Below are 21,161 nucleotides of genomic sequence, written 5' to 3' on the forward strand. Positions count from 1 at the left end.
ATCCACGACCCGTCCGGTGAGTTTGCCCAAAGCCGAGACATCAACCGGCCTCGACGACGACTTCGCGGCCACCGGTCCTGTCTGGATGCGGTCGCGGGCGGGAGGCGGCAAGCCCCTTTCGAGGGCCGCGATCCGGCGCTCCAACGCCACGGCTTCCATGCAATCTCTGGTCATTGCCCTGTTGCCATTCGACAGATCACAGATCCGCTGCAGGCGAGCAAGCTCGAAGGGCGTTCTTTCACTGTCCTCACGGCGTCCCCTCCAGAATTTTGTCTAATGCGTTTCGCGTGAAGTATCGAACAATTGCCGCAAAGCTAATCCGCGCAGAGCTCTTCACCTTTGACGAAGATCAAAGCAAGCATGTCACGCCATGCGATGTTTCGTTGCCGCTGGATGTGGCGGTGCCATCCTACTTCATCATATCGCTGGAACATCGGGCGATCGTCGGAAGAACGCTCAGGAGGACATTCCATGAAGGCACGCGATCTAATGACTTCACCGGTCATCTGCGTCGGTCTCAGCGCGACGGCTCGAGATGTCGCAAAACTGATCGTTGAAAAGCGCATCAGTGCAGTGCCCGTCTTGGACGGCGCGGGCAAGCTGGTCGGAATCGTGACCGAAGGCGATCTGCTGCGCCGGGTCGAATCCGGGACCGAGAATCGTTATTCCTGGTGGGTGCACATGCTTGCCGGAAATCACGCTGTGGCAGCAGACTACGTGAAATCGCACAGCACCAAGGTCAGTGACATTATGACCCGCGACGTCGTGACCGCATCACCTGAAACGTCCGTTTACGACATTGCGGGCCTGATCGAGGAGAAACACGTCAAACGCATTCCGATTCTGGATGTGGACGGGGCCACTGTCGGGATAATCAGTCGATCGAACATTGTGCAACTCGTCGCGGGCGCGCGGCCAAGGATCGAAGTCACCCTTGCCGACGAGACAATCAGGAGCGATCTCATGAGCAAGATCAGGACACTGCCTTGGGCGCATCCCCAACACCTGAGCATCACTGTCAGTAACGGCATCGTCGACCTCTGGGGCGGCGTGGAATCGAATGACGAGCGAAACGCCATCCGCGTCGCCGCGGAGTCGCAACCCGGTGTTTCATCGGTCAACGATCATCTGCTGGAGATGCCCATTTTCGGTACCTGACCGCGCGATATGCAGGCTCCAGCACGCCCCTTCGGGAGGAGAAGCAGCAGTGTATGCGATGGTGCTCGAAGCTCCGGGGACGCCGCTGGTCTGGCGCGAGCGGCCAGACCCCATTCCAAAAGCGGAACAGGTCCGGGTCGTGGTCGACGCTTGCGGTGTCTGCCGCACCGACCTCCACGTAGTTGACGGAGACCTGCCGACCATCCGCTACCCTATCATTCCGGCCATGAGATCGTCGGCCGGATCGACAAGGTGGGTACCGGCGTCAAAAACCTGAAGTCGGGAGACCGCGTCGGCGTTCCGTGGCTAGGATCGACCTGCGGCACGTGTCCCTATTGCCGCCGCCACGCCGAGAACCTCTGCGATCATCCGGAGTTCACCGGCTATACGCGGGATGGCGGCTTCGCGACCCACGTTATTGCCGAAGCGCGCTATTGCTTCGAACTCGGAGAAGCCGGCGATAGCGACAAGCTCGCACCATTGATGTGCGCGGGTTTGATCGGTTGGCGGTCTCTAAAAATGGCGGGTGGGCCCAAAGTACTGGGACTTTACGGCTTCGGCGCCGCCGCGCATATCATCGCGCAAGTCGCCGTGAGGCAGCAGTGTCGTGTATATGCATTCACGCGCAAAGGCGATGCCGCCGCACAGGACCTCGCCCTGTCGCTCGGCGTCGCCTGGGCGGGGGCTGCGACCGCCATGCCACCGGAGGAACTCGACGCGGCGATCATCTTCGCTCCCGCAGGCGAGTTGGTCCCTATCGCGCTGCGCGCCGTTCGCAAGGGCGGCCGCGTCGTCTGTGCCGGAATCCATATGTCCGACATTCCATCATTTCCCTATCGCGATCTCTGGGGGGAGAGGCAGATCGTTTCGGTTGCCAATCTGACCAGGGCAGATGGAGATGAATTCCTTAAGCTGGTTCGCCGGACGCCGGTCGAGACCCATACGACCACCTATCCGCTTGCTGAAGCGAACGCCGCGTTAAACGCCCTGCGCAGCGGGACGCTCGTCGGCGCTGCGGTATTGTTGCCATGACCAACGATCAGGATAAGAGCACCCAGGCTTCCGCACAGGACGTGATCATCGCATTCTTGGGTTCGATGGAACCGGGCATCAAACGCATCGACACTCATGCATCGATCATCTTTCTCGGCGCTGACCGTGTCTGGAAGATCAAGCGCGCTGTCCGCCTTCCATTTCTCGACTATTCGAGCCTCGATAAGCGGAAGGCCGCCTGCGCGGCGGAGCTCGATGTCAACAAACCCTTCGCGCCAGACCTCTATCTGCGCGTCGTTTCGATCACAGAGGGTTCAGACGGGCTCGCTATCGACGGACAGGGAACACCGGTGGAATGGGCGGTGGAAATGAAGCGGTTCGACGAGACCGCGGGCCTGGACCGTATTGCCGCGGCGATCGGCATCGCGCCTACGCTGGCTGAAGAGATCGCGGACGCAATACTGGCCTCGCATCATCGTGCGAAGGCAGCCGATGGGACCGCTTGGCTGGCCTCGATCGGAACGCTGATCGCCCGTAACACCGCCAGATTTCGCGAAGTCAGCGGACTGGAGCGGCAGGCCGTCGAAAACCTTCACAACTCCAGCCTGGCCGTGCTCGACGCCCAGAAACCTTGCCTCGAGCGCCGCGCCGCAGAGGGCTTCGTGCGCCGATGCCATGGCGACCTGCATCTTGGGAATATCACCATGATCGATGGGAAGCCCGTTCTGTTCGACGCCATCGAGTTCGATCCTGCAATAGCCACGACCGATGTTCTGTACGACCTGAGCTTCGCACTCATGGACATGCTTCATCACGAACAGCGGACAGCGGCAAATGTGTCATTCAATCGATACATCGCGCGCAGCGCTCCCGTTCATCTCGACGCACTCGGCCTGTTTCCGCTTTTCCTGTCGATCCGCGCCGCGATCAGGGCGCATGTCCTCTTCATGAAAGCGGGGCAGAACGACGGCGATCGACAGGTCGGTGACGACGCCGGAAAGTATTTCGAACTCGCAGTCCAGCTCATCAATCCGCCGCCAGGTGGTTTAGTTGCGATTGGTGGAATGTCCGGTACGGGCAAGAGTATCCTCGCACGCGCCGTAGCCCCCTTTCTCGGACCGGCTCCGGGCGCTGTCGTCATCCGGTCGGATGTCGTCCGCAAGGCGATGTTCGACGTGCCTGAGGATCACCGTCTTCCGGAGGCCGCCTATGCTCCGCGTGTGACGCAGCGCGTTTACGACGCGCTCATGACGCAGGCGCACGGCGTTGCGTCGCAAGACCATTGCGTTGTCATTGATGCCGCTTTTCTGCGCCCGGAGGAGCGACGCGCGTTCGCCGGGGTAGAGCCAGCTTCGTCGGTCCACCTCGGTCTGTTCTTGCGGGCGGATCTCAATGTGCGGCTCGCGCGGATCGCGGGACGGCACAACGACGCCTCGGATGCGACAGCAACCGTCGCGCACATGCAGGAAGGTCACGATTCCGGCAATATGGATTGGCCTGTCATCGATGCCGGCGGCACGCCGGAGGCCACGCGCGCGAAGGTCATGCCGTTTCTGGCGCCGCTTATCGCGCAATGTGCGTGTGATCCATGACGAAGGTTCTCTCCAAGAAACGCCCCCTGACTTGTGTACGTGCCTTCCAGCGGATCGCGCAGGCATGCCTTGGGGACATCGAGCGCAGCCATCGATCGGCACGAAGAGGCGATGCCGAGGGTATCCACCGCATGCGGATCGGATTCACCAAGCTTGCCGCCGCTCGAAAATTCTTCTCAGCGATGGTCACTGATGACGGGTGGTCAGCCATCAAGAGGGAGATCGCCTGGTTGAACGGCATCCTGGGAGAGGCACGTGACAACGACGTGGCTCTTGCCTACGTCCGCGAGATGCCCAAGTATTCGTTGCTCGGCGTCGGCCGGCGCGAAATCGACCGAATGGTCTCCTCCGGTCACGCCCGGGTGGCACGGGCGTTGGCGTCGAAGCGATACCAAACGCTGCTCACGAAGATTCGAAGTTGGATCGACCATGGGCTCTGGACGACCACTTCAGATAGGGCGAACGGAAAGTTGCGCGAGACCCCGCTCGAACGGTTCGCCCAGCATCGGCTCAGGCGATGGTCGTATCGGCTCGCCCGGTACAAAGACCGTCCGATCGAAAGCCGCCGGCAACATCGCGTCCGGATCATGGCAAAGCGCTATCGTTACGTGGTCGAGGCGTTATCCGAACTTGGCATCGAAGTCTCCCACAGTCGACTGCGGGAAGCCAAGGCGGCGCGGGAGCTGCAGCGCGCCTTGGGCGACCTGCGGGATCTACATCGTATCCGACGCAGGATCGATGCTGCTCGCAAGGGTCCGTTCAAAGCGCGCGAGAGCAAGCTGTCGCGGCAGACCGAAAAGGCGATCGCCCAATTTTCCTGACGCCGACCTACGTGTTTTCCCCGAATGGACCCGGCGTCGGGAAATACACATGATGGGCCATGAAACCGACTTCGATCATATCTCGCCTTACCCTGCTGACGGTGACGGCCACCGCTCTGACACTGCTGCTGGTATGGGTATTCCAGACTTATTTCTCCGACATCCTGCCGCTTGCCGCTGCTGACACACTGCCGCCAAGCTGGCGTTTCCAGGGCGCTTACCTGCTCACCATTCTCATCTACTTGTTGACTGCCGTCGCATTCATGTCGATCCTCGGACTGATCGCGCTAATCGGCAGGCGCTACCTACCCGAACGACGGCAGAACTCCCGATAGCGAGATCGCCATTTACTCTTGATGAACGTAGCTCCCCGGTGCTTCCGGAAGCGATTCAGCGGTCACCGGATACGCTGGAGGCGCGACCGGGCCGCCCGAGTGCGTCGCCAGAAACGCCGTCAACGCTTCCCACCAAGAACCTTCGGTGATCGGAGCAAGCCGTTGCCATTCTTCTGGCCCGAGATAGGAGTCGTTGGCCGCTCTGCTCATGATTTGATAGCGATGCCCGGCTTGGTCCGGTGGCGCGAGAATGCCCGCATTGTGGCCACCGCTGGTCAAGACGAAGGTGACCGCTGCGTCCGTCAGGTTATGTACTTTGTAGACCGAACGCCATGGCGCGACGTGATCCTCGCGCGTTCCGACGACGAACATCGGGGTCCGCAGGTCGGACAGAGCGATCGGGCGACCACCCGCGATGTGGCGCCCCTCCGCCAGATCGTTCTGCAGAAACAGAGACCGCAGATATTCCGAATGCATGCAGGCCGGCATCCTGGTGGCATCGGCATTCCACGCCATCAAGGTCGCTAGGAGACGTGCGTTCGCCGAGCAGATAGTGGCGGACGATGCGCGACCAGATTAGATCGTTCGACCGCAACATCGAAAAGGCCCCGGCCATTTGCTGGGAGCCGAGAACGCCCTTTTCGCGCATCATATCTTCGAGAAATGCGACCTGGCTTTCGTTAATGAACAATGTCAGTTCGCCCGCCTCGGTGAAGTCTGTCTGTGCTGCCAGCATTGTCAGCGTTCGCCACGCTGCGCGCCGCTCTGGCGATGCCGCCGCCAAGGCGATCGCCAGCAACGTGGCCGCCAAGACAGTATCCCATGCCGTGCACGGCTCGCCCGGGCATGATCGACTGGATTTCGGATAGCGCTGCCTCTACGCCTAGCAGGCGGTAGTCTTCAAGGGATAGATCCCGGTCCTCGCTGGTCGGATTGCGCCAGGAGATCATGAAGACTGTGAAACCCTTACCTGTCAGGAACCTGACGAGCGAATTTCCGGGTGACAGATCCAGAATGTAGTATTTCATGATCCAAGCCGGCACGATCAGCAGCGGCTCAGGCTTCACCGTGGCGGTCGTCGGCTCATATTGGATGAGTTCGATCAGGTGATTGCGAAAAACCACCCGTCCCTTCGCCGTCGCGACATCCTTCCCGATGACAAATCCATCGCGGCTCGCCCCAGCGCCGCCGGCCAGACGCCATGCATCGGCTAGCCAGTTCTCAAAGCCATTCACAAAGCTCATGCCGCTGCTCTCAAGCGCGCGTCGGATTACCTTCGGATTGGTGGTGGGAAAATTCGTAGGGGCAACGGCATCCAGCATCTGGCGCAGCGCGAAGGCTGCAATCGCGGCGTCGCCCGTCGCCAATCCGTGCAAGTCGGTGGTCGACCGCCACCATCGTTCGCAGAGAAGAAACGCCTGTGCGTTCAGATTGAAGGGAGGCAACAGCCAGTCGTCGCCGACGAAGCGACGATCGTTCGCTGCCGGTGAAAGTAGTTGCCAGGGGCGGAATTGCGAGAAAGGCCGTGAGCCATCGCGCAAAAACGTGCGACGTCCTGGACCGCATTGGCGCAGAGCTCAATCTGCCGTCCAGGCGACGCCGCAAGGTGAAGCGCCAGATCCGTGAACGACAGCGCCAGCGCGGCAGGTGAAAGGCCACCGGTCGCCGCTGCCACAGCGGCATGGAACGATTGATCCAGAGCCGCACCACCTGTGGCATCGTGGGACCGAGGTTCAGCAGCAGAAGGCGAGATCTCCGACGTGTTGGCTTTGGCAATGGAGTGCGGGCGTTCTGGCATTGGGAAACCTCGGTGCGAATGTCTGGATCGACCCAGAGTTCGTGACCGTCCGCCAAATTTCCGGTTACCGCTTTGCGTCTGGTCAATTCCCGCCGGCACTCTTTGGCCCATGGCTTTACAGATCGGGTTCTCGATTCAGAAAGCAGGCCGCAATGACCGACGGAGTTGTCAGGGACATATCCCCGCAGAACGTCGCGTTCTGGCGGTCCGGCGCAAGCGAGTTGCTGACGCAACTTCAGAGCCGATCCGGAGGCCTCACCGAGAGCGAGGCGGCCGCCAGGCTACGCACAGTGGGACCCAATCGCTTCATCGCATCCGGGCGCCATAGCCTGTTCCACAAACTTGCACACCGCCTGCTCAATCCACTCGTCCTGATCCTCATCGTCGCTGCAGCCGTATCCGGGCTCGGCGGAGACATGGGCAGTTTCGTCGTCATCCTCGCGGTGATCTCGTTGTCTCTGACGCTCGACATCGTTCAGGAGCATCGTGCCGAGCTGGCAGCGGAAGCACTGCGCCAATCCGTCGCCATACAAGTAGACGTGCTGCGCGGCGGCACGTGCGAGACCGTCCCGGTCGCAACGATCGTACCCGGCGACGTCGTCATGCTGCGGATGGGTGACCTCATTCCTGCGGACGGCGTGGTGCTCGACCAAAAGGGGCTTCAACTCGACGAATCCCTGCTGACCGGCGAGGCCTTCCCCGCATCTAAATCAACCCTCCCCTGCACCGCCACCAGTCCGTCGGAGGCGCACAACGCGCTCTTCGCAGGAACGTCCGTCGTCGCAGGCCAAGGATCGATGCTGGTGGCGGAGACCGGCAACCGCACCCGCTTCGGCGCCATCGCCTCCTCCGTCGAAACGGATGCCGCTCCAACGGCTCTCGAAGAGGGTGTGCGACGACTCGGGCTGCTGATCGTGAGGCTGACGGTCTTCTTGACGCTATTCGTGCTGCTGGCTCACCTCGCCTCGGGACGGCCGGCGCTTCCATCCTTCCTGTTCACCGTTGCCCTAGCGGTCGGGCTCACGCCAGAGTTGCTGCCCATGATCATGACCGTGACCCTCGCCAAGGGCGCGCAACGCATGGCGACCAGACAGGTCATCGTCAAACGTCTTTCGGCGATCCACGATCTAGGTGCCCTGGATGTCCTCTGCGTCGACAAGACCGGTACACTCACCGAGGCGAAGATAACGCTGACCGAACCAATCGACTGTGAAGGCGGGCAGTCTGAGCGCGTGCTTCAACTGGCGGCCGTGAACAGCAGGTTTCAATCCGGGATGCGGAGCCCGTTGGACGTCGCCATCCTTCAGTCAGCGCCCACCACGGGGTCGGATCAGTGGGCGCTGAACGGCGAAATCCCATTCGATTTCAGCCGGCGCTGCCTCTCGGTCGCCGCGACCCTCGACGACAGGACGTTTCTGCTGACCAAAGGAGCGCCGGAGGCCATTATTGCCAAATCAGTCGCCGTCGAAATCGATGGGCTCGCACGCCCGCTCGACGAGGCGTGGCGCGAGAAGTTGGATGCGATCCAACAGCGCTACCAAGACGGCGGCTTTCGCCTGCTCGGCGTCGCTATCCGGGAGCTGGCGCCACTCATCCCGCCCAGATTGGAGGACGAAACCGAGCTTACTTTCGTCGGATTTTGCGTCTTTGCCGACCCGGTCAAACCAGACGCAGCATCAGCCGTGGCGCAGCTCGCAGCACTTGGCGTCAAACTGAAAATCATCTCCGGAGACCAGCCAGGCGTCGTACAGCACGTGGCTGCACAGGTCGGTATTCCGGCAGACCGCGTCATCGTCGGCACTGAGATCGACGGGCTCGCGGATGCCGCTCTTACCGAGCGGATACGGACCGTCGACCTGTTCGCTCGCGTCGATCCGAGCCAGAAACGGCGCATCATTGAGGCTCTGCGCCGCGACAAACATATCGTCGGCTTCCTGGGCGACGGGGTGAACGATGCACCCGCCATCCATGCGGCCCATGTGGGGCTTTCGGTCCAGGGGGCAACCGAAGTCGCTCGGGCGGCGGCGGACATCATTCTCCTGGCACCGAGCTTGAACGTGCTCTCGGCGGGCGTTCGCGAAGGCCGCAGAACGCTCGCAAATATCCTGAAATACGTGCGGATGGGCACCAGTTCGAATTTCGGCAATATGCTCTCGATGGCGCTGGCTTCCGTGGTGCTGCCGTTCCTACCACTGCTTCCGCTGCAGATCCTCTTGAACAATCTCCTCTACGACCTTTCGGAGATCGGCATACCTTTCGACGACGTCGAGCCTGACGACATCGCCCGGGCGCGGGCCTGGGACATGAAGTCGATCCTCCACTTCACCATGGTGATGGGAGCGATCTCCTCATTGTTCGACGTCGCGACCTTCGTAATTCTACTAAAAGGCTTCGGAGCCGACGAAGCGGTCTTCCGCACCGGATGGTTCCTGGAATCAATCGTGACGCAGATCCTGGTGATATTCATCATCAGGTCCTCACGCACGCCTTGGCGGGCGATCCGGCCGCACCCCGCGCTGATTCTCACCTCCATCGGCGCGCTCTTTGGCGCCCTATCGCTCGTTTTCGGGCCATTCCGCGCGTGGTTCGGCTTCGTACCGGTACCCTGGCAAGCCACCGCAGCCATCGTCTGCTTGACGGTCGGTTATCTCGTCGCAGCTCAAGCCGTCAAACGTTGGGCGCTCCAAGGGAAGCCAAGCACTATCTAGATCGCTTTGGCGATAGTCGCCTTCGAATTGCGGAAGATCAAAGCATCGTCCTGATCGGCAAGGTCATAATACTCTGCTCTAACCTGGAGAACGATCATGAAGCGTAATGTCGGACGTCTCGATCAGTTCATTCGAATCTTCATCGGCATGGCGCTCGTCGCCTACATTTTAAGGGATGGAACGCTCATGCCGAACTGGCCACTCGTTGGGCTGGTGGGGGTCGTCCTCCTGGTCACCGCGGCCTTCTCGTATTGCCCTCTCTACGACGCATTCAACGTCAGTTCGCGGGACCAATCAGATCGCACTGTCTGATATGAGAACGCAGGAACGTGGCTTCGCGACCAAACAAGCCTACGGATCCCCCACGTCGGCCGCATTGGCCGCATGAATGAATGCGGCTAATAGTTCGGTGCGGCCAATGAGACCGACGACGCTCGAGCCGCACATGACCGGCACCTGCGCGACGTGGTGACGATCCATGAGTGCAACAACGTCATCCACGGTCGCGTTCGCGTCGATGCACACGGGCACCCTGCTCATGATCTCGCCAACCGTGCGGGCAGTCATGCGACGCGTGGCCGGTGTGTCCTCTTCGAACCCAAGCACCCGCTCTACCCAGTTACCGGGCGGGGGTAGGACCTCCAGTTCCGCCCGATGAAGAAAATCTCCCTCGGACACTACACCGACAACGGCGCGATCCGAACCGACCACCGGGATGATCCTCTGGTTGGTCTCCAGCAAAATATTGGCGGCCTCCAGAACCGGCTTCGTGGGTGCGATGACCGCGAAGGAGCTACGCATAACATACGCGACGTTCATGACGGCTTCCGTTCCATTTCAAGAGACGATCGTTCGATCGCTAACCCATCCACTGTCCGCCATTGATGGAAAGCGTCGAGCCGGTGATGAAGCTTGCGTCGTCAGAACCAAGGAAAAGGACGCCGCGTGCGATATCTGCCGCCGTCCCTAGCCTCCCGACCGGGATCTTTGATAAAATGTCCTTCATCAAAACGTCGTCTGACACATTCTCAAGCATGTCCGTGTCAATATATCCTGGGCATATCGCGTTGACGGTGATCCCCATGCGGGCCGACTCGAGGGCCAATGCGCGCGTGAATCCCAGCAATCCGGCCTTCGCAGCAGAATAGTTCGTTTGCCCATACTGCCCTTTCTGACCATTGATCGATGAGACATTGATGATGCGCCCGAACTTGCGGGCACGCATTCCTTCGATAACGACGCGGCACATATTGAAGGCGCCTCCGAGGTCCGCGTCGATTACCTCCTGCCACTTCTCGTGATCCATCTTATGTAGCGCTGCATCCCGCACGATACCCGCATTGTTCACCAGAACATCGACGGGACCGACTGCCGCTTCGACCTCCTTGATGCCTTCCGAACAAGCTTCGAAGTCACCGACGTTCCATCGATACGGCGTCAGACCGGTCTTGTTGCGGAAAGCCTCAGCCGCCGCTCGGTCGGCGACATAGGTCGGCACGACTTTGTAGCCCGCTTGCAGGAACGCCAAGGACACGGCTGCTCCGATGCCCCGCGTACCGCCAGAGATTAACGCTACTCTTGCCATCGTCGCCTCCCAATCGAGAAAGATGATGGGTAGCCCGCTCGCTCGCGTTACTTCTTGCGTTAGATCAAAACAGCCCGCTGCGAACTGCTGTTTGCTGGGACCCCGTACAAGCGCGTCTGCCAACGGGTCAGGAGCACGGTCATGAACAGCATTCTTGCGAGTATTCCAACCGAACGCGGCTTTCAGGGCCTCATCGACGCGGCGGCCTCGCTGGCCACGACGTTCGACACGCGGCTCGACGCCGTCGCCATCGGCTATGAAACGACGAGCATAGGTCTCGCGATCGAAGGCGGTACCGCCGTGGCTGCCATCTACGAGATCGAGCGAGAACGCGCCCAGGCGAGGGCCGAGGCCGCGCTGTCGATTGTCGCGACCGAGGCCCAACGGAGGTCTTTTCAGTACAAGTGCATTCCGATGACGGCGACGCCGTTCGAGGCCGCTTCTACGATCGGCGCGCTTGCGCGGCTCTACGATCTGACGATCGTGCTTCAGCCTGAGGTGGAGGTCGAGTCATACGACAACACGCTACCGCAGGAGATCCTCTTCGAGGCGGGTGGCCCGGTCCTTTTCGTACCCTACACCTTCAGGGGCCCGCTCAAGATGTCCAACATCGGAATCGCCTGGGACGGTAGCCGTTTGGCAGCGCGCGCGGTGCGTGACGCAATGCCGTTCCTGAAGAGTGCCGAAAATATCACCCTGATCACCTTGAACGATACGACGCATCCCGAAACATCGACCCAGGCGCTTCAAGCACGCCTGATCCACCAGGGATTGCGAGTGACCGTCAACCGCAGCGTTGCCGCGCCGGTTGACATCCAGCCGATGCTGCTGTCGATCGCTGCGGACTCCGGTCTCGATCTCATTGTGATGGGCGGTTATGGCCACTCGCGGCTGAAGGAACGCATCCTCGGAGGCGTGACCCGCGGAATGCTGGAGTCGATGACGATCCCAACTTTAATGTCGCACTGACGCCAGGGCCTTCGGAAACACCGGGAACATGGCATCGTCGCGACGGAAGGAGAAATCATGCATCCATCGATCATCGCGCGCTCTACCATCGTCGCGCTCGCTCTTGCCATGATGGGATCGTTCGCGGCATCCGCGGCGAGCGTGGAGCAAGGCAGACGCCTCGCCGTCGTGTATTGCATGAAGTGCCACGCGATCGATAAAGTCAGCCCAAGTCCACTGCGGATCGCGCCCCCCTTCCGGACGCTGCATGAACGATATCCGGTGGAGACGCTCCAGGAAGCGTTGGCTGAGGGAATCGTTACGGGGCACCCGAGCATGCCGGAATTCAGGTTCGACGCGGATCAAATCAACGACTTTCTCACATTTCTAAAATCGCTCGAATGAATTCAGAGCGCAATTTGCGCAAAGTCAAAGGCAAGAGGCGACACAACGCCGTATTCTGCAATCACCAGACTAGGAGAACTCAGATGCGCGCCCATCAGATCATGACACGCAACGTCCTTACCGTCTCTCCCGTCACATCCGTCGAGACTGCAGCCAACACGATGCTCGAGCACCACATCAGTGGGCTTCCGGTGCTGAACATGTCCGGAGAACTCGTCGGCATCGTATCTGAGCGTGACTTCCTTCGCCGCGCCGAGATCGGCACGCAGCGCAAGCGACCTCGCTGGCTTCAGTTCTTCAAAAGCCCCGGCGCGATCGCGGAGGATTTCGTTCGTGAGCGGGGGCGCTCGGTCTCTGATGTTATGACGCCGGATCCAGTGACGGTCAGCGAAGACGACACACTGGATGACATCGTGGCCTTGATGGAAAAGAAGAACGTCAAGCGTCTGCCCGTCACCCGCGGGCGCCAATTGGTTGGAATTATCACCCGCGCCAACCTGATGCGGGCTGTCGCGAGCATGGCCCGCGACGTGCCGGATCCGACGGCCGATGACGATCACATGCGGGAACGGATCATCCGGTCGATCGAGGCTCAGGATTGGCGCCCAATCGGTCTAGACGTCACCGTCCGCGGCGGCATCGCTCATCTGTACGGATTGATCGTGGATGATCGCGCGCGAGAGGCTTCGCTCGTCGCGGCTCGGAATGTCGCCGGCGTCAAGGAAGTTCATGATCACCTCTGTTTCGTGGACAGCTGGTCCGGATTCTATCTGGAATCCGCCGAGGACAGGAAAGCGGCCGGCTGACGCCGTCGGAGAGTGCAGATGGCTTGGATTCTACGTATTGTATCGATAGCTGCGGCAGCGATCACATCGCTTTTCGTAGCCAGAGACGCCCTGAATTTTAGCGTCGTCCAAACGCTGGTGACCATCACGCTGATCGTCGGTTTCGGTATCGCTGCCGTTGGGTGGAGCATGAGGCGCGACATATAGGCCGTGACAACGCATTCATTGGTCCGAGATCGTTTTCACTATCGTGCGGCATCTCAGTATCGATTGCGATGACCGGCAAACTGCACCGGAGGTCACCATGACCCACTTTCACGTCCGTTTTCTAAAGAAGATCTGCAACGATACAGGCCACGAATGCGTGACCTGCCAGGGCGAGTTTCTCGTCGAGAACACATCGATCGGCCTGGCGCTCGAAGAAGCCGAAGCCGCCTTCTGCGAATTACGTAAGACGGATCGCTGGGATATGTTTGCGGACACCGCGGAAATCCGGATCACAGGTGGGCGCGAGGGCTTCGCACCCCGCCTGGCCGGAGTAGATCATCCGACGTCGCGGGCGATCTGACTGCGCCGTCGTGAGCCCCGCCGAAATCGAGCTGCCCTCTGCTCCCCCCGGGTGATAGGCGTCGCGACTACGTAACAATACCTAGGGGAAACATCCAAATATCCGGGCGAAGCGAGCCGGCGCACAATCTGACCGACAAAATCGGACACAGAGGAGCCGTCCATGCTGAGCCAGACGACACACGCAGCCGCACTCCCCTTATTGCCTTACGAGGTCTTGTCCCAACCGCAGCAGGAGCGTCGACCACACCTTGGCGCGACCAGATGCTTCGCGCGCAACACCGAGATCTTCGGGGAAGACGAGGCCGCGACGCACATCTATCGCGTCGTCTCCGGCGCGGTCCGCGCCTACAGGATTCTGCACGACGGACGCCGGCAGATTACGGCTTTCTACCTGCCGGGGGATTTGTTTGGCTTCGAGGCCGGCAGCCACCATCTCAATTCTGCTGAAGCGATCTGCGAAAGCCAGATATCTGCGATCAGATTAAATGCCGCCTCACGCCCGATGGCAGGGTCGGCCGATCCGACCGGCGATCTTTGGTCGATGGTCAAGGAAGAGCTTCGCCGCATGCAGGATCACATGGTCCTGCTGGTCCGTAGCGCCGAAGAAAGGGTTGCCCACTTCCTGCTTGAGATGTCGCGCCGGAGCGGCAATCTAGCCACAGTGAACCTGCAAATGTCCCGTCAGGACATCGCCGACTATCTGGGCATCACGATAGAGACCGTATCGCGAACCCTAACCCACTTCGAGCAGGCCGGCTTCATTTCGCTGCGCACGTCAAGGCAGATCGATCTTTGCAGGCGCTCGGCGCTTGCGCGACTCAATGCATAACGGCCGCAGCGGAAACTTCGGCGACAGGCAGCACGTTCGGTAGCGGCCCATGAAGCGCCCGCAGGGCATTGATAATGGCGGCGACGTCGATCACCTCCTGCAAGAGGGCGCCTTGGACGGGGGCCAAGTACCCAAATGCAGCCGCGATCATCCCAATAAGGGATAGGCCAGTCCCCAACAGAACGCTCTGATAGGCGATCGCCTTGGATCGCTTCGCGATGTCGATCGACACCAAAACGCGATCGAGACGATCAACGAGAAGCACAACGTCAGCGGCCTCCGACGAGGCGGCGGCGCCTCTCGCGCCCATGGCGACACCTATGTCGGCAGCCGCCAGAGCTGGCGCGTCGTTGACCCCATCGCCGACCATCATGACCCGTCCGCCCTTACGTTCAGCGCGGACGACCTCCGTTTTCTGGTCCGGGCTCAGCTCGGCATGAACCGCATCGAAACTCAATCCCGTCACTGTCGCCTCGGCGATATCCCTCCGATCTCCCGTCGCGAGCACGATGCGCTGGACGCCCCTGCCTCTAAGATCGTCCAACAGCGCCGACATGCCCCGGCGGATCCGGTCTCCGAGGACGATCTCGCCGACCGCCTGACCGTCCAGCCCAACCACCACTACCAGCGATCCGGCCTGCGGAGGCGGAGCGCTCATCGGGGAGATGCCGGAGGTCGTATTCCGCGAAACGAAGCCCGAGCCCCCGACCACGACGCGTCTGCCATCAACTCGCCCGATGATGCCATCCCCCGGTGTCTCGACCACCTCTGCGGGAAAGGATAACTCCAACCCGCGCCGGCGCGCCTCTTCAACGATGGTGCCGGCGACGACATGTTTCGACGCCTGGTCGAGCGATGCCGCGAGACGCAATACTTCAAGGTGCGAAACTCCGTTGGTACGGATCGAAAGGACGTTCGGACGCCCGTCGGTGAGAGTTCCGGTCTTGTCCAAAACCAATCGTTGGATTCTAGCTAGACCTTCAATGGCGCTTCCGCCCTTGATCAGGATGCCGTGCCGGGCCGCGCGCGATAGTCCCGCGATAAATGCGATCGGGACCGCGAGGATCAACGGGCATGGTGTCGCCACAACAAGAACGGCGACGACGCGAATAACGTCACCGCTGACATACAAGGCAAGACCGGCGATGCAGGCTGTCAGCAACAGGAATACTATTGCGAAGCGGTCGGCGAGCCTCGACATCGGCGCCTTCGATTGCTGCGCTGCCTCGACCAGGCGGACGATGCCGGCGAAGGTGCTCTCGGCGGCCGGACGCGAAGCCACCATGGTGAACGCGTCACCTGCATTATAGACGCCGCTCAACACGCCTTCCCCTACGCTTCGCCGCACCGGCATCGCCTCGCCGGTTAGCGCCGATTCATCAAGAACGGCCACTCCGTTCGTTACGATCCCGTCGGTCGGCACCGGATCGCCTTGACGTATGAACAGGCGATCGCCGGACGCGAGCGCGTCCACGGCGACCTCTTCCAGGCGGTCATCGTGCAGTCGCATCGCGACCAGCGGTACGCGGGACAATAGCGCCGTCATTTCGCGTCGTGCGCTGCCGTCGGCGTAGGCTTCGAGGAACTGCCCGCCGGCATACATGAGTGCCACGACCGCCGCAGCAAGCTGCTCGCCGGTGCTGAGGGCGGCGATCATCGAAAATGCCGCCACGATGTCGAGCCCGAACTCGCCGCGGCGCAGACCTATCACGATCTGCGTCAGGAGAGCGATCAGGACCGGAATCGTGCTTACTGTCCAGACGGTTGCGCGCCACGCAGAAAGCCCCATCCACGGCGAGGCGAGTCCCGCACAAAGCCCTAGAGCTGTGACTCCGATGAGAGTGACGCGCACCAGGAAGATAGGGTTCATCAAAAGACATCCTCCGGCAGGGTCCGCCCCGCCCTACGCGCAGCATCATCAGCTCAAATCGGCCTCCATTGGTTGATGCGGATCAATACGCGGGCCAAAGACCCGCCCCATGATGGAAGTCGCCGCTCGACGGGTGTCCGAGATTGCAAGCGGCCACCAGCAAGACCAACGCAGCGAGAGCTAGTCCTTGGAGGAGGCTATGAAATTGATGAAGAGTCGTCGTGTCGCGTCGCGACCTGCTCCGGGCCGAAGCGGAGACGGGCCCGCTGGCGGCGTCCTGGCATTCGAACAAATTTCTCAATCCCGTCCATGACGGCACTGGCAACTGCGGGCGCTCTCGCCAAGCAGCGGCATCGCGATCGCCTGATCGAACATGGTCGCTATATCCGTGAACACGGCGAGGACATGGCTGAAATCCTCGACTGGCGATGGACCGTTCTTACGCGCGCGGCATTGAATTAGGGAGACCAATCATTGAGAATCCGCCTCACCATCGATCCAAGAAGCGGGCTTCCTCCGTTCCGGTGGCGTGTGGTCGGCGGCACCAGGGAACGTTACCGCGATTTGCGGGCGATGCCGACATCGGCACCCGTCTCAACACCAAGACGATTTGACCACCTGATCTGCGCCACCCTTTGCACCCTGAGCTTCTCCATATTTTCGGACGCACATGCAGACGGAAGCCGTATGACGGAACTCTGCAATCGAACGCATCGAGACCTGATCTCGACGTATGTCGAGGGCGCGCTTGACAATGCCGCGAGCGATACAACGGCAATCATGTCCGATCTCGAAAAGGCACTTCAAGAAGGATCTTCAGAAATCGCCGGCCTTAAACAATCATGGAAGCTGGTGATGAGTTACTGTCCACCCACACGGTTCACGGCGGATCAGGCCGCAGATATCTTTTGTGATTTCCTCACGCTCAATCCGCAAAAGCGTAGACGCGACGCGATCGCATTGCTGAATGAGGCTCTTCAAAACGCGTGGCCTTGCTCCAGTGGTCAGAAGAAATAGGGATCGCTGCCGACGCAGTTTTGGTACCGCCTCAAAAAGCTATTTCGGATGAATCCGCGACAAGCGGCGCTATTGTGGAAGCGGATATTGCCGCGCCTATCAGAAGATGGCGCGCTGTGTCGGGGCCATCTTATCGAGCAAGCGGAGTGCCGCTTGAGAGTCACCGGGTGTCGATCGACCTCTCGAAACATCGTTCTGCCATGTACGCGCACACAACACGCTCTCTTCAGAGCCGAAGAGCTTCGTCAACGGACCGCTAGACAGCCACCTCTGCATTGATTGCAGCGTGCGGATCGTAGCCATCGATCTCAAAGTCCGTGATCTTGTAGCCGTCGATGCTATCGGACCGTCGCGTGAGCTTCATCGTTGGGAACGCGCGCGGAACGCGCGAGATTTGCTCACGCGCCTGCTCGAGGTGATTCAGGTAAAGATGAACGTCGCCTCCTACCCAGATAAGCTCGCCCGGGGTTAAGTCGGCTTGCTGCGCCAGCATCAATTGTAGAGCCGAAGCGCCAGTAAAGTTAAAGGGTTTTCCGGTCAGGGGTGTAACCGCTATTTTCGCTATCATGCCACCGTCTCTGAGCAAAGGCATTGAAAGGTATCCTGGTGCCTTATTGTATCGATAGTCTACTTGATTCCTGACGATCAGATGAGATTACGAGACTTCATCCTTCAAATGAAATACGGCCCTGCGCAGCAGCTCCCACATTGCAAGCAAGCAGGGCCGTTCATCACTGGAAGCAACTGGGTTGGCGATACCCCTTTTTGAGCAAGGGTGATTCCATGCCCCCTAAGGGGGGTGGATTAGATAGCCGTGCCAGACGCTAAAGCTGATCGAAGGGCGCGTCATCCACCAATCAAACCGCAGCATGGAATCGAAGGTAAGCGAAAACTAAACCGACAGAAAAATAATCTCGAAAACTCTTGGTTCAGAATCGCTCGATTATGTTGGGCGATGAATGTGACCAACCATTGGCGTGTCCGGAACCTGCGGACGATCTTGATCGCCACGTTGCTGGCTGCCTGTGCGATTAATCTGACGCTCCTAGTCGGACGGCTCTAGGCTATGCTCTGTGCCGTGCTTTTCCCGTGAATCATTCAGCCTTTCGTACATGCGACACATCGCATCGACCTGCACAGGCCGTTTATCTTCCCTTTTTTCGTGGACTGAATGCTTACGGGCGCACTCACGTAGCAGGCCTGGTAAGCAGCCGTAAGGCGTTGTTGGCTATCTAGAACCAAACGCAAGGACGAAGGTTTCGACAGACCGGACGCAGGCGCGCCACTGATCGCCCGATGCTCCGTCGACAGGGCATCCACGAGCATAGGAACTCCAATCGAATGGCCATCTGCTATCGATTCCAGCAAGTCGCGGATATCATCGCTTGACCACAACCAATCGCGCTGAAAATGCGGCAGCCCAATTAGGCCGTCATGGATATCGTCGAGAACTGCTTTCAACCGCGGTTGATGGATATCGAATGAGTCACCTCGAGCCGTTTGTCGTGCCGTAACGATCTGCCGTCTCCCTGTCGATACAACAACGGTCGGGCGCATTTTGATACATCGTCAAGCGCAAACGAGCGGGGCAAATGAGGCGCACGGCCTGCAGACCTGTGTGGGGACAGAACGTCAAGCAACCTCGATACTGCGGCCGTCAAGAGCATCATGCAGTGTGGACCCGAGGAACTCGATCCTTATCTGCTGCTTGGCGGCGGCCGCGAACGGTTCCCGATGACTGGTACCGAGGATGCCGGAATGCTGGCTACCGCCTTTGCGTCAAGAGCGTCCCTGCCCGTGACCGATAATTTGAAAGATTCGAGAAGGATTCTCGCCGGGTCGAGACGCCAAGGCTCGAGCGCATTCGGGCTAGCCGACATCTGCTAGCTTTTGCTGGGCTTCGGCTTGGACTTGGGATTGGCCTTGCGTGGAGGGCGATGCCTCTTCTCGGGCACTCCGAAATGACCACGAGGAAAGCGAATACCAAATCCCTGTTTTTCGTCTTCTGGAAGGAATTGCACCCCGTATTTCGTGACGAGTGCCATCTGAACAGCTTCGAGTGTCTTGAGCGTCGTCCCAGGGCCATCCATCTCGAAACTGGCAAGAGTCCGCACGCCGATTTTTGCGGCCTCAGCGAGTTCTTCCCGGCTTACTCCGAGAAGCTGTCTCGCCGCCATTAAGACCTTGGGAGGGTAGTACATCCCGCCACTTTCGAGGCCTACGGATACTTGTCAACAATTGCACTATTTCCCGGAATTATTGCACTTTTAAAACGAATCCTTGCACGCGTTGGCCGAGGATGTTCCGTTTTCGACCACTTGGCTTCCGGAAGAGACGGCCACTCTTGATGCAATTCGGCGAGCTATCGAGGCGCATCCAGAGTGCCGTACGGTTGTCATTGATATGACCCGACGAACGGTTTGGGAGCTTGCGTTGAACGATCCAAAAGCTGTGGTGCTGCTCCCCATGAGGCGCACTGCTCGCGAGGTCGAAACGGTCGTCCAAGACTATCGCGATTATTTCGCCTACCGCACACCAGCCGGCGCGAGGCATGACTCGCCAGTTCCAAAAAAGCGCTCAATCTGCCTTTTGCCAATCACATGGCCCGAAAATTTCAGCGCAGGTGATATGGCGTCGAGAATCGCACGGCTCGATCCGGCGGCGGGATCGAGATCCTCGGCGCCATCTATACTGATGCCGATCGTGTCCCAACGCGTGGTGTAGCTTCTTGATGGCCACCACGATTTCCGACCTAGGCCGGGCTGGTCAGTTTGCCACTGCGGGCAACCCGACGATGGGATTATCGCTGATCGGAGCGATGGTTTCCAGTGTCATGTAGCGGGCGCGCTGGACCGCCCATTCATCGTTTTGTTCGAGGAGGATGGCACCGACGAGACGCCTGATGGCCGCCTCGTTGGGAAAGATGCCGACGACCTCGGTGCGACGCTTGATCTCGCCGTTGACGCGCTCGATCGGATTGGTCGAGTGCAGCTTGGTGCGATGTGTGGTTGGAAAGCTCATGAAGGCCAGCACGTCGGGCTCGGCCTCGTGCATCAGCTTGGCCAGCTTGGGTAGCCGTTGCGCTGCACCAGCCGCTCCGCGCTCTTCTCGCCATGACCGGCACCGGTCAGCGCCGCTACCTCCATCTCCATCAGCCGCTCGGGGCAAAGCCGATCATCTCGCGCAAAATATCCGCGTCAGGGGTCTTCTCCACGAGCGCGCGAAGGCTCATCATGTCATTGGTCATCGGTGGTTCCTCGGTTGCATTGCGTGTTGCAACCCGATCCTACCGGCGGATCGCCGGTGACCACCACATGCCGCGCTCGCTACAGCGCTATGGAAAAGCGCGCTTCGCGAGCGGCATCAGACCAAAAACCTACACCACCACTTGGGACACGATCCTGATGCCTGATGTGATGCCTGGCATTCCCGAGTTGTCACGGTACGATCTCGACGATCTGATAAACGGAAGCAAATTCTGTTGCAGCCGCATCATCAGTGACGCCGCACTAGATATCGCCAGAGCGGCCACACAACTTATTCGCTGATTACAACTTCAACGAAGCGACCCATCTCGTCACCACTCGAAATAAACGTCATGTTCGAAATTCGAAGCGGATACTCCTTGGACATTGTCAAATTGGCGTCAGAGGTTGATCGCCTTCAACGGCTAGCTGTGAGCTTTCAAGAGGTTGTCCACCCGGTCCGGACCGAGGAAACTGAGGTTGCGAAGCTTCAGTGTTCAAC

At 59.8% G+C, this 21,161-nt stretch carries 23 protein-coding genes and 3 pseudogenes; 16 read left to right on the forward strand and 10 right to left on the reverse strand.

All coding sequences use genetic code 11. From position 1 onward, the window contains the following. Positions 1-471 precede the first annotated feature (471 nt). The 5 genes and pseudogenes from AC1RLZ_RS25940 to AC1RLZ_RS25960 all read left to right on the forward strand — a co-directional run bounded on the left by AC1RLZ_RS25940 (position 472) and on the right by AC1RLZ_RS25960 (position 4,899). Positions 472-1,158, forward strand: a complete 687-nt coding sequence (locus AC1RLZ_RS25940; protein ID WP_493190966.1) for a CBS domain-containing protein — start codon at positions 472-474, stop codon at positions 1,156-1,158. 49 nt (positions 1,159-1,207) lie between these two features. Continuing rightward, positions 1,208-2,190, forward strand: a pseudogene (locus AC1RLZ_RS25945) (zinc-dependent alcohol dehydrogenase family protein). Further along, a complete protein-coding gene (locus AC1RLZ_RS25950; RefSeq protein WP_493190967.1) occupies positions 2,187-3,743 on the forward strand; it encodes a bifunctional aminoglycoside phosphotransferase/ATP-binding protein in 1,557 nt (518 codons plus the stop codon). Before AC1RLZ_RS25945 ends, AC1RLZ_RS25950 begins: the two are co-directional and overlap by 4 nt. Next, entirely contained in the window at positions 3,740-4,564 is an 825-nt protein-coding gene (locus AC1RLZ_RS25955) for a CHAD domain-containing protein (protein WP_493190968.1), read from the forward strand. The genes AC1RLZ_RS25950 and AC1RLZ_RS25955 overlap by 4 nt, the downstream gene beginning before the upstream one ends. Positions 4,565-4,623: 59 nt before the next feature. After that, entirely contained in the window at positions 4,624-4,899 is a 276-nt protein-coding gene (locus AC1RLZ_RS25960) for a hypothetical protein (RefSeq protein ID WP_493190969.1), read from the forward strand. 12 nt (positions 4,900-4,911) lie between these two features. On the opposite strand, the gene AC1RLZ_RS25965 is transcribed toward AC1RLZ_RS25960, so the two are convergent. The 3 genes from AC1RLZ_RS25965 to AC1RLZ_RS25975 form a co-directional block, all read right to left on the reverse strand. Beyond that, positions 4,912-5,415 carry a hypothetical protein gene (locus AC1RLZ_RS25965; RefSeq protein WP_493190970.1) on the reverse strand — a complete coding sequence of 168 codons (504 nt, stop codon included), beginning with the start codon at positions 5,413-5,415 and terminating at the stop codon, positions 4,912-4,914. Between the two features lie 164 nt (positions 5,416-5,579). Continuing rightward, positions 5,580-6,440, reverse strand: coding sequence for a hypothetical protein (locus tag AC1RLZ_RS25970; RefSeq protein ID WP_493190971.1), 861 nt, complete (start codon positions 6,438-6,440; stop codon positions 5,580-5,582). Further along, on the reverse strand, positions 6,326-6,808 hold the full coding sequence (locus tag AC1RLZ_RS25975; RefSeq protein ID WP_493190972.1) for a poly-beta-hydroxybutyrate polymerase N-terminal domain-containing protein: 483 nt from the start codon (positions 6,806-6,808) through the stop codon (positions 6,326-6,328). The genes AC1RLZ_RS25970 and AC1RLZ_RS25975 overlap by 115 nt, the downstream gene beginning before the upstream one ends. A 41-nt stretch (positions 6,809-6,849) precedes the next feature. On the opposite strand from AC1RLZ_RS25975, the gene mgtA reads away from it, so the two are divergent. Both mgtA and AC1RLZ_RS25985 read left to right on the forward strand, forming a co-directional pair. Then, a complete protein-coding gene (gene mgtA, locus AC1RLZ_RS25980) occupies positions 6,850-9,405 on the forward strand; it encodes a magnesium-translocating P-type ATPase (protein ID WP_493190973.1) in 2,556 nt (851 codons plus the stop codon). A gap of 96 nt (positions 9,406-9,501) precedes the next feature. After that, the gene (locus tag AC1RLZ_RS25985; protein ID WP_493190974.1) at positions 9,502-9,717 is read left to right on the forward strand and encodes a YgaP family membrane protein; all 216 of its coding nucleotides are present in this window, start codon (positions 9,502-9,504) and stop codon (positions 9,715-9,717) included. Between the two features lie 39 nt (positions 9,718-9,756). Here AC1RLZ_RS25985 and AC1RLZ_RS25990 read toward each other — a convergent pair whose 3' ends face one another. Beyond that, positions 9,757-10,224: a CBS domain-containing protein gene (locus tag AC1RLZ_RS25990; RefSeq protein WP_493190975.1), complete on the reverse strand. Its 468-nt coding sequence runs from the start codon at positions 10,222-10,224 to the stop codon at positions 9,757-9,759. A 40-nt stretch (positions 10,225-10,264) separates the two neighbouring features. After that, entirely contained in the window at positions 10,265-10,990 is a 726-nt protein-coding gene (phbB, locus tag AC1RLZ_RS25995) for an acetoacetyl-CoA reductase (protein WP_493190976.1), read from the reverse strand. A 141-nt stretch (positions 10,991-11,131) separates the two neighbouring features. On the opposite strand from phbB, the gene AC1RLZ_RS26000 reads away from it, so the two are divergent. The 5 genes from AC1RLZ_RS26000 (at position 11,132) to AC1RLZ_RS26020 (ending at position 14,527) form a co-directional block, all read left to right on the forward strand. Then, on the forward strand, positions 11,132-11,959 hold the full coding sequence (locus AC1RLZ_RS26000; RefSeq protein WP_493190977.1) for a universal stress protein: 828 nt from the start codon (positions 11,132-11,134) through the stop codon (positions 11,957-11,959). Positions 11,960-12,067: 108 nt separating this feature from the next. Then, positions 12,068-12,343, forward strand: a complete 276-nt coding sequence (locus AC1RLZ_RS26005) for a c-type cytochrome (protein ID WP_493190994.1) — start codon at positions 12,068-12,070, stop codon at positions 12,341-12,343. A gap of 83 nt (positions 12,344-12,426) precedes the next feature. After that, complete coding sequence (locus tag AC1RLZ_RS26010; protein ID WP_493190995.1) at positions 12,427-13,149, forward strand: CBS domain-containing protein; 723 nt, start codon at positions 12,427-12,429, stop codon at positions 13,147-13,149. Between the two features lie 283 nt (positions 13,150-13,432). After that, complete coding sequence (locus AC1RLZ_RS26015; RefSeq protein WP_493190978.1) at positions 13,433-13,696, forward strand: hypothetical protein; 264 nt, start codon at positions 13,433-13,435, stop codon at positions 13,694-13,696. A gap of 162 nt (positions 13,697-13,858) precedes the next feature. Then, positions 13,859-14,527 (forward strand): helix-turn-helix domain-containing protein, encoded by a 669-nt coding sequence (locus AC1RLZ_RS26020; RefSeq protein WP_493190979.1) that lies wholly within the window; start codon positions 13,859-13,861, stop codon positions 14,525-14,527. On the opposite strand, the gene AC1RLZ_RS26025 is transcribed toward AC1RLZ_RS26020, so the two are convergent. Then, positions 14,517-16,397: a heavy metal translocating P-type ATPase gene (locus tag AC1RLZ_RS26025; RefSeq protein ID WP_493190980.1), complete on the reverse strand. Its 1,881-nt coding sequence runs from the start codon at positions 16,395-16,397 to the stop codon at positions 14,517-14,519. The two genes, AC1RLZ_RS26020 and AC1RLZ_RS26025, sit on opposite strands and share 11 nt — an antisense overlap. Positions 16,398-16,645: 248 nt before the next feature. Here AC1RLZ_RS26025 and AC1RLZ_RS26030 point away from each other — a divergent pair. From AC1RLZ_RS26030 to AC1RLZ_RS26040, 3 genes and pseudogenes are all read left to right on the forward strand, one after another. After that, positions 16,646-16,714: pseudogene (locus tag AC1RLZ_RS26030) on the forward strand (phosphoketolase family protein); the annotation flags it as partial. Then, positions 16,707-16,859: a hypothetical protein gene (locus AC1RLZ_RS26035; protein WP_493190996.1), complete on the forward strand. Its 153-nt coding sequence runs from the start codon at positions 16,707-16,709 to the stop codon at positions 16,857-16,859. The pseudogene AC1RLZ_RS26030 and the gene AC1RLZ_RS26035, both read left to right, overlap by 8 nt. A gap of 12 nt (positions 16,860-16,871) precedes the next feature. After that, positions 16,872-17,414: a Rap1a/Tai family immunity protein gene (locus tag AC1RLZ_RS26040; protein WP_493190981.1), complete on the forward strand. Its 543-nt coding sequence runs from the start codon at positions 16,872-16,874 to the stop codon at positions 17,412-17,414. Between the two features lie 256 nt (positions 17,415-17,670). Here AC1RLZ_RS26040 and AC1RLZ_RS26045 read toward each other — a convergent pair whose 3' ends face one another. The 4 genes and pseudogenes from AC1RLZ_RS26045 to AC1RLZ_RS26060 all read right to left on the reverse strand — a co-directional run. Next, complete coding sequence (locus AC1RLZ_RS26045; RefSeq protein WP_493190982.1) at positions 17,671-18,006, reverse strand: thymidylate synthase; 336 nt, start codon at positions 18,004-18,006, stop codon at positions 17,671-17,673. A 506-nt stretch (positions 18,007-18,512) separates the two neighbouring features. Then, positions 18,513-18,971 (reverse strand): DUF262 domain-containing protein, encoded by a 459-nt coding sequence (locus AC1RLZ_RS26050; protein WP_493190983.1) that lies wholly within the window; start codon positions 18,969-18,971, stop codon positions 18,513-18,515. 326 nt (positions 18,972-19,297) lie between these two features. Beyond that, positions 19,298-19,615 (reverse strand): helix-turn-helix domain-containing protein, encoded by a 318-nt coding sequence (locus AC1RLZ_RS26055; protein ID WP_493190984.1) that lies wholly within the window; start codon positions 19,613-19,615, stop codon positions 19,298-19,300. Positions 19,616-20,180: 565 nt separating this feature from the next. Beyond that, positions 20,181-20,492: pseudogene (locus AC1RLZ_RS26060) on the reverse strand (transposase); the annotation flags it as partial. A 155-nt stretch (positions 20,493-20,647) separates the two neighbouring features. Here AC1RLZ_RS26060 and AC1RLZ_RS26065 point away from each other — a divergent pair. After that, positions 20,648-20,962, forward strand: a complete 315-nt coding sequence (locus AC1RLZ_RS26065; protein ID WP_493190985.1) for a hypothetical protein — start codon at positions 20,648-20,650, stop codon at positions 20,960-20,962. The last annotated feature ends 199 nt before the right edge of the window (positions 20,963-21,161 follow it).

This window comes from Tardiphaga sp. GW822-FHT04G09 (genome assembly GCF_058800725.1).